The sequence below is a fragment of the Frateuria sp. genome (assembly GCF_035695185.1).
Classification (GTDB): Bacteria; Pseudomonadota; Gammaproteobacteria; order Xanthomonadales; family Rhodanobacteraceae; genus Frateuria_A.
The window spans coordinates 1-4,668 of the sequence record NZ_DASSES010000079.1; the positions used below are offsets into that span (position 1 = coordinate 1).

9 protein-coding genes are annotated in these 4,668 nt (G+C 65.0%); all 9 read right to left on the bottom strand.

Translation table 11 applies throughout. The features are described 5' to 3' along the window. On the bottom strand, positions 1 to 275 hold a 275-nt coding region (locus VFH59_RS05455; RefSeq protein ID WP_325163873.1), incomplete at its 3' end, for a hypothetical protein. Further along, the gene (locus VFH59_RS05460; protein WP_325163874.1) at positions 272 to 451 is read right to left on the bottom strand and encodes a DUF6889 family protein; all 180 of its coding nucleotides are present in this window, start codon (positions 449 to 451) and stop codon (positions 272 to 274) included. The genes VFH59_RS05460 and VFH59_RS05455, both read right to left, overlap by 4 nt. Beyond that, entirely contained in the window at positions 448 to 858 is a 411-nt protein-coding gene (locus VFH59_RS05465) for a phage tail assembly chaperone (protein WP_325163875.1), read from the bottom strand. Before VFH59_RS05465 ends, VFH59_RS05460 begins: the two co-directional genes overlap by 4 nt. Positions 859 to 866: 8 nt before the next feature. Beyond that, positions 867 to 1,316, bottom strand: a complete 450-nt coding sequence (locus VFH59_RS05470; RefSeq protein ID WP_325163876.1) for a phage structural protein — start codon at positions 1,314 to 1,316, stop codon at positions 867 to 869. A gap of 15 nt (positions 1,317 to 1,331) precedes the next feature. After that, positions 1,332 to 2,819, bottom strand: coding sequence for a DUF3383 domain-containing protein (locus VFH59_RS05475; protein WP_325163877.1), 1,488 nt, complete (start codon positions 2,817 to 2,819; stop codon positions 1,332 to 1,334). A 13-nt stretch (positions 2,820 to 2,832) separates the two neighbouring features. Next, on the bottom strand, positions 2,833 to 3,405 hold the full coding sequence (locus VFH59_RS05480; RefSeq protein WP_325163878.1) for a phage neck terminator protein: 573 nt from the start codon (positions 3,403 to 3,405) through the stop codon (positions 2,833 to 2,835). A 2-nt stretch (positions 3,406 to 3,407) separates the two neighbouring features. Continuing rightward, entirely contained in the window at positions 3,408 to 3,779 is a 372-nt protein-coding gene (locus VFH59_RS05485) for a hypothetical protein (protein WP_325163879.1), read from the bottom strand. 3 nt (positions 3,780 to 3,782) lie between these two features. After that, on the bottom strand, positions 3,783 to 4,277 hold the full coding sequence (locus VFH59_RS05490) for a hypothetical protein (protein WP_325163880.1): 495 nt from the start codon (positions 4,275 to 4,277) through the stop codon (positions 3,783 to 3,785). Beyond that, on the bottom strand, positions 4,274 to 4,668 hold a 395-nt coding region (locus VFH59_RS05495), incomplete at its 5' end, for a DUF4054 domain-containing protein (RefSeq protein WP_325163881.1). The genes VFH59_RS05495 and VFH59_RS05490, both read right to left, overlap by 4 nt.

Below are 4,668 nucleotides of genomic sequence, written 5' to 3' on the forward strand. Positions count from 1 at the left end.
ACGCTGGAGCCCATCTGGCTGGCGGCAAACCCGATGGCCTTGATGTTCTGTGCCGAGGCGCCAGTGCGCTGCGACATGAAATACAGGTCTTCCAGGTTGCTCGCCATCTTCGTGACGGCCGCTGCAACCGCTGTCGCCGCAGCCGCAGCCGCAAGCCCGAGCTTCTGCGTTTCCTCGGTGACGTGCTTGACGCCGTCGATGAACTTGCGCTCGCCGGTCGAGTCGACCTTGTAGCCGAGGCGGACCAGGAACTCCCGGATCACGCTGGTGCTCATGGCTTCACTCCGGATGCGAGGCGTTCATTGATGGCGACCACGTCAAGCGTGTCGTTCATCAGGGCGATGTCTTCGAGATCGAGCGTGCCGTCTTTCAGGCTTTCGTAGCGGCACAGGCCGCGCACCACGGGGCGCAGCAGCCAATCCTCCCCGCCGGGGAGGCTGGCCCACTTCACGCGGCTGGACTGGTGCTGGCCTTCAGGTTGGCGACGCTGTCGAGAAAAAAACCGCCAAGGTTCTCCTGAATCACCTTTGCGGCGATCTGGAGCATCACCGCCATGTCGATGTCGTCGAACATGAGTGCCTGCTTGGCGCCGGCATAGATGAATGACCAGGACGTGCCCTGCTGCCTCTGAACCGAGGCGAGGCAGGCGTCGAGGATGAAGTCGCAGTCGGCATCGGACATACGCGCCACAGCCTCCGCGATGGGCTGGAGGAAAGCGGAGAAGTCGGCCGCGCCGTCCTCCACCGTTCCTGCCAGCCCGCTCAGCACCGGAGCAAGGCGACGCGAGACATGAAACTGCTTGAACGCATCCAGCTTCGCCGCCCGGTACTGCTGCCCGTTGATCTCGAACTCGCTCATGGACTACCTCAGTACGTGCCCAGCAGGCGGTCGATCGCAATGGCGTCGAACGTCCACTCCATCATCGCCCCATCCTTCGCATACGCGATGGTGGGGGCCTTCTTGAACGCCACGCCACGGCAGCCGATGTTGTCGTTGCTCCCGGTGTTGGTGATGGTGATGACGTTCTGGCCGTGCAGGCGCGAGTCGGCCGTTTGCAGGTCGTACATGGCCTGTAGCTTGGCGTTCTGCGGCGAGGTCTTGAGCAGGCGAACCGTGACCGTGCCGGACTTGTCGGCGTGCAGGCTATGCATGCCTGCACCGTCCGCGCCGATGGTCATGGTGCTCTTGTCGCCCGCCGGCTCGATGGTGATGCCTTCTTCTGCCGCACCCGCGCCGTTGCCGAGGTTGAAGTTGCCGCCCGGGCCCGTGATGGCGGCCTGGATGTTGAGGAAACTGTAAGTCTTACCCGTGCTCATGGGTTATCCCTCGTGTCAGCGGTTGACGTTCACGACGATGCCGGCGAAGTGCACGGCGCCCGCCAGCTTGATTGCAACTTGCATCGCGGGTGCCTTGCGGGCTTCACGGTCGGCTTGCGACTGGTCGGCCACCGGAGAGGCGTAGGTGTAGTAGCCCTTCGCCAAGGTCTGGCCCTGCGAAAGGGCGCCGAAGCCCGGGGCATTCCACACACCCGGGGCGACCAGGCCGTTGGTGACTGATTTATCCAGTCGCTTGTCAACCTCGGTGACCACTTGATTAACGCCGGCATCGGTCTGCGGGATCTTCGTCGGACTGGTGTAGAGCAGGTTGTAGACCGCCGTCTGGAGATCGTTCTGCAGCCAGTCGGTGCCATGCACCTCGTCGAAGAAGTAGCCATTGACCATCACGCCTTCCTTCACGATGGCCGTGTCGTTGTTGTAGGCCACGAACACATTGCAGTTCTTTGCCTTCAGCGCAGCCGCCTGGCTCTCGGTCAGGGTCTCGGCCGCGACACCCGGCTCCTGCTTGAACTTCAGGGTGATGACCGTGTTGTTGGCGGTGAAGTCGACCGTGAAGGCCCGGCCGAACAGCGACGCGGCGGCATAGGGGCTGGAGCTGCTGTACTGGACGAAGGTGCGCTTGTACTTGAGTGCCTTGAGCTGGCTGGCGATGTCGGTCGTCTGCGCCGAATCCAGCACGGCGGAAGCCTGCGTGGTGACACCGTAGATGCGCGACGGGCTGGCACCCTCGACGTACTCGGCCACCGCCAGAACATCGCTGTCGCCCGGGGCCGAAGCGGCGGCGACATAGAGGCCGTACCAGTCGTTGGACTTGTTCGCCAGCGCCTGCACGCCAGCCACCAGCGTCTCGGCAGCGATGCCGGCGACCACGCGGCCACCATCGGCCGAGGTCAGGCCCAGCAGCGCGGAGACGTCCGTACCCGTAGCGGGGGCGGTGGCGAAGCTGACCGCCGAGGTCGTGCCGGTCGTGGTGCTGGTGACCACAAAGCGGCTGTAGACGCTGTCCCACACCACCGAGGCGGCACCCGCAAAGGCCGTGGTGATGACCGAGGCGACGCCGTTGAGGTTGGTCACGCCGGTGAAGTCAAGCGCGGACAGGCTCTTGGCCGTGCCGTCCACGGAGATGTCCATGGCGCCATCGGCAATGCCGCTGAAGTTGGTCACGACCTGCTCAGCCGTGCTCAGCGCGCCGCCCAGCAAGCGGCCTGCGGTGGCAGCTTGCGCCCACTTGCCGACGTAGACGACGGACGGCTGCGGCGACTGGCCGAAGAACAGGGCGGCAGCCTTGTACTCCGTGGCCGAGCTGCCGAAGTCATCGGCAACCGCGTCCAGCGTGCTGTACTCGCGAATCCGCTCGTCGGTGTCGATAACACTGGAGTCGCCGAGGATCAGCAGCGCGCCGAAGTTGCGCACAGCCGCCGCCAGGGGCGACATCACCACCTGGACGTTGACGACATCGCTTACAGAAAGACCCTGAGACATGGGTAGTTCTCCATCAAGGGTTGGGGCTGGGCTGTGCGTCGGTGACGAGCGCCGGGTCAGCGGACAGCAGGTTCAGGACCGGGTAGGTGCGCGCCACATGGCGCCGGAAAGACAGGGTCACGTCGTAGCGACGCACCCACTGCTGGTTGATCAGGTCCGGCGCAGCGGTCTGGTCGCTGGTACCGATCAGGTCGATCCCTGCCGCTTGCAGGGTTTCGCGGTTCTGCGCGAGGTACAGGCCATCGCGCAGGGTCTTGGCATAGCCACTGGCGGCCGGGCCGTAGAAGCTCACCAGCGCGTCGAATTCCTCGTGCCGGTGCAGCGTGCTTTGGCCGTCGCCCGTGCCGTCATGCTCGATGGCCGGGAAGTCGGCGGGGCCGGTTCGGGTAACACCTAGCGCGCACCAGTTCGCGGTCGGCTCGGGCTGCTTGGGTACGGTCGGCTGCCAGCGTGGGCGGACCATGGCGCCAGGAAGCCCCGTGATCCCCGCAATCGCCTGTTGCAGCACCGCATCGAGCGCCGCATCTTCGACGGGCACGGCGCCGCTCGGCGACAGGTAGCCGCCGGTCGCCGAAGTGTTCGCCATGCTTAGCCCCCGAGCGGGATGATGTCCGCCACGGCCCAGACGAAACCGGAGCCATAGCGCGAGTAGTCGTTGACTTGCGTCACGGTGTAGCGGGTGCCGTTCCAGGTCACCACGTCGGCCATGCCGTCGCCCGTGGCACTGGCCCGCAGGCGATAGGTCGTGATGATGCAGATGTCGCCCTTGGTGTAGGCGCCCTCGGGCGTCCGCACAAGGTTGTTGCCGCTGGCCGCCGTGACCACGCCGACAAAGTCGGTGTCTGTGGTCGTGTTGACCGCCATCCCGTCATTGCCCACGGTCTGGCTCTGCCGCGTGCAGACGAGCGAATCCGCGAAGTCCGGGTCTAGCAGGACTTCGGACACGTCGAGCAGGGGCATGGGTTAATCCTTGTCGCGGATCACGTAGGTGACGCTGTTGCGCAGCTGCCCCGTGTCGATCAATGGCTTGGTGCCCGTTCGGCCCCGAGCCCGGCGAGCGGCCAAGGTCGCCTCGGCCAGCGGGGCAAAGTCGCCGTCGTTGATCTGCTTTCGAACGCCGTTCTGCGCCACCATGCCGGCAGCATGAAAGGAGCGGTCGACTTGGTCTTGCGTGCCGTCCAGAGCCGCGTGCGCAGCCTTTTCTAGCTGCTTGGTCACGTCCTTCTGTACCGCCTCCACCCCCGGAACGAGGAAGGGGCGGGGCGGTAGGTTCATGGCCGGCGAGCCGGTTTCCATGAGGTACCCGATCTCCGCATTGGTGATCGAGGTGTTGTCGTCGTTGCGCCGCTCAGTATTCGCCTGCGGCACCCCGACAAGAATCTCCTGCCCTGTCAGCCGGTGAATGGCCTTCACCACGTCCTGCAAGTGGTCGGCAGTGATCTCGACGCCGTCCTTCACAGCTGGATGCCACCCGCGCCGGCCATGTGCGCCATGCGCAGGAACCGGATGCCGTAGGTGGTGCTGTTCCAGAAATCGCCTTTCTCGATGGTCGTAGCTCCGGTGTCGTAGGACACGGAGACTTTGTCCACCGACTTGGAGGCGACCGGGCCTTGAACAGCACCCGGCACGCCGCCATTGGTCGACGCGGCTTGGTCGCGCGCACCGATGACCAGGTGATGCGCGATGAACAGCTCCGTCCCGAGGTCGAGCAGCGACCCCCACCGATCAGACGGCAGGGACAGCCCCGCCACGGTCAGCCACATGGTGATGGCCGAATCCGGGTACTTGGTCGTATCGGAAAACTCGGGGAAGTCGGTACGGAACTGCGCAGCGTCCATCGTCAGCCCTT

Excerpts from the sequence above, each read along its gene's own strand:
- VFH59_RS05470 (WP_325163876.1), bottom strand. The coding sequence starts at position 1,316 with ATGAGCACGGGTAAGACTTACAGTTTCCTCAACATCCAGGCCGCCATC.
- VFH59_RS05480 (WP_325163878.1), bottom strand. The coding sequence starts at position 3,405 with ATGGCGAACACTTCGGCGACCGGCGGCTACCTGTCGCCGAGCGGCGCC.
- VFH59_RS05485 (WP_325163879.1), bottom strand. The coding sequence starts at position 3,779 with ATGCCCCTGCTCGACGTGTCCGAAGTCCTGCTAGACCCGGACTTCGCG.
- VFH59_RS05475 (WP_325163877.1), bottom strand. The coding sequence starts at position 2,819 with ATGTCTCAGGGTCTTTCTGTAAGCGATGTCGTCAACGTCCAGGTGGTG.
- VFH59_RS05465 (WP_325163875.1), bottom strand. The coding sequence starts at position 858 with ATGAGCGAGTTCGAGATCAACGGGCAGCAGTACCGGGCGGCGAAGCTG.